This window comes from Arthrobacter sp. 2YAF22_2 (assembly GCF_052114645.1).
GTDB lineage: Bacteria > Actinomycetota > Actinomycetes > Actinomycetales > Micrococcaceae > Arthrobacter.
Genome location: NZ_JBFRFD010000558.1, coordinates 1 through 2,229, shown reverse-complemented (window position 1 = coordinate 2,229; position 2,229 = coordinate 1). Strand labels below are relative to the sequence as shown.

At 68.5% G+C, this 2,229-nt stretch carries 1 protein-coding gene and 1 pseudogene; both read right to left on the bottom strand.

Translation table 11 applies throughout. From position 1 onward, the window contains the following. A pseudogene (locus AB4Y86_RS17255) lies at positions 1 to 230 on the bottom strand (ABC transporter ATP-binding protein); the annotation flags it as partial. Continuing rightward, a complete protein-coding gene (locus AB4Y86_RS17250) occupies positions 227 to 2,044 on the bottom strand; it encodes an ABC transporter ATP-binding protein (protein ID WP_441403389.1) in 1,818 nt (605 codons plus the stop codon). The gene AB4Y86_RS17250 and the pseudogene AB4Y86_RS17255, both read right to left, overlap by 4 nt. Positions 2,045 to 2,229: the final 185 nt, after the last annotated feature.

Genomic DNA, 2,229 nt, shown 5'->3' with positions numbered 1-2,229 from the left:
GCGCGCAGGGCCGGCAGGGCGTGGTCGATCCCGAAGGCGATCAGCGCCGGGCCGGCGACGCGGGCGGCCTGGGAGAGCACGACGGCGGCGATGGTCAGCCAGAAGCGCAGGCGGACCGGACGGATCAGCGAACCGAGCAGCGCCAGGGAGCGGCGCCGGACCGCCTTGCTGTCGGACTTGGATAGGTGTGCGTTGTCCTCGTTGGCGGTGCCGAAGGTAGCTGTACTCATCGGGAGATCTCCTCGGCCTCGAGTGCGGACAGCTCGGAGTCCAGGTCCCGGGGCTCCGGATCCAGGCTGGCGATGACGTAGCGGTAGTGGCTGTTCTCCGCGAGCAGTTCGGTGTGGGTGCCGACGGCGGCGATCCGTCCGTCCTCCAGCAAGGCCACCCGGTCGGCCAGGGCCACGGTGGAGGGCCGGTGGGCGACGATCAGGGTGGTGGTGTCCGCGAGCACCTCGCGCAGCCTGGCCTCGACGAGTTCCTCGGTGTTGACGTCCAGCGCGGAGAGCGGATCATCAAGGACCAGCACCTTGGGCTGGGCGGCCACGGCACGGGCCAGGGCGATGCGCTGCCGCTGGCCGCCGGACAGGCTCAGGCCCTCCTCGCCGATCAAGGTGTCCAGGCCCTGCGGCAGAGAGTAGGCGAAGTGGGCCTGGGCGGTGTCCAGCGCCTCGGCCAGGATTTGCTCCCGGCGCTCCGCCGTTTCGTTCCCCTGGACGCCGAGCAGCACGTTGTCCCGGACAGAGCTGGAAAACAGCGTGGTGTCCTCGAAGGCGACGGCCACAATGGTCCGCAGTTCCTCCACGCTGAAGTCGCGCAGGTCCACGCCGTCGATCGTGACCGAGCCCCCGGTGACGTCGAACAGGCGCGGCACGAGCTGCAGCAGGGCGCTTTTCCCGCTGCCGGTGATGCCCACCAGGGCCATGGTCTCGCCGGGGCGGATGTCCAGGCAGATGTCCTTGAGGATCGGCTTGTCCGGGGCGTCCTCGAAGGCGAAGGCGGCATTGCGGAATTCGAGGGTGCCCTTGAGCGGCGTGGGGCGGACCGGCTCCGGCGGGTCCGTGATGGTGTTGACCGAGTCCATCACTTCGAAGTGCCGGTCCACCGCGGTCTTGGCGGTGAGCGCCATGGCGAGGAGCATGCCGCAGGCCTCCACGGGGGCGGCGATGACGGCGGCGGTGGCGAAGAACGCCACGAGGGAGCCGATGCTCAGCTGGCCGCCGGCCGTCAGCATGACGCCGACGACGAGCCCGGCGCCGAGGGCGAGCTCGGGCAGCAGCGTGACGACCAGGCTGAAGCCGGCCAGGTGCTTGGCCTTCGCGATCTCGGTCAGACGCAGCTCCTGGGCCTGTTCGTTGAAGTTTTCCAGCGCTTCCTGGCTGCGTCCGAACGCTTTCAGCACACGGATGCCGTGCACGGACTCCTCGACGGTGGTGGCGAGGTCCCCGGCCTGGTCCTGGCTGCGGCGGGCCACCTTGCCGAACCGGGTGCGGAACCGGAAGCCGTAGAGCATGATCGGCACGGCGGCGGCCAGGAAGATCAGCGCCAGCTGCCAGCTCATCGAGAACATCACGACGACGCCGATCACCACCGTCAGCGTGGTGACCACGAGCATAATCGCCCCGAACGCYATCCAGCGGCGGAGGAAGTTCAGGTCCGTCATGGCGCGCGACAGGAGCTGGCCGGAACCCCAGCGGTCATGGAAGGAAACCGTCAGGTCCTGCAGTTGGCCGTAGAGCGAGACGCGCATCCGGGTTTCCACCGTGGTGGCGGGGTTGATGACGAACTGCCGGCGCAGCGCCACCAGCCCGGCCTCGGCGACGCCCAGCACCAGAATGACCAAGGAGGCGACCCAGACGGCCTGGCTGCTCCCGCCGGGGTTCAGCCAGTTGTTGACGAGCACGCGCAGCACCTGGGGGACGGCCAGGGCGACGACGCTGGCCGTCAAGGCACACAGCAGGCCCATGACCAGCCGCGGCATTATCGGCCTGACGTGCGGATAGAGACGACTGATGGAGGAGAAGAACGGGGTCTGCTTGGCCATGCCTGCTTCTTAACTGCAACTGCGAAACGGATTACGCACCTGGATGTAGTTTCCTGTAGCAACTACCCTAGGCCATCGGGTGACCCGGTTCACAGCCTCCCGGCCTGATCCGGAAGTCCGCGCGCCAATCGGGGTTTCCTGGCGGGGTCTGCGCGGGACATGCCCAGTCTTGGGGTCGCGCACCG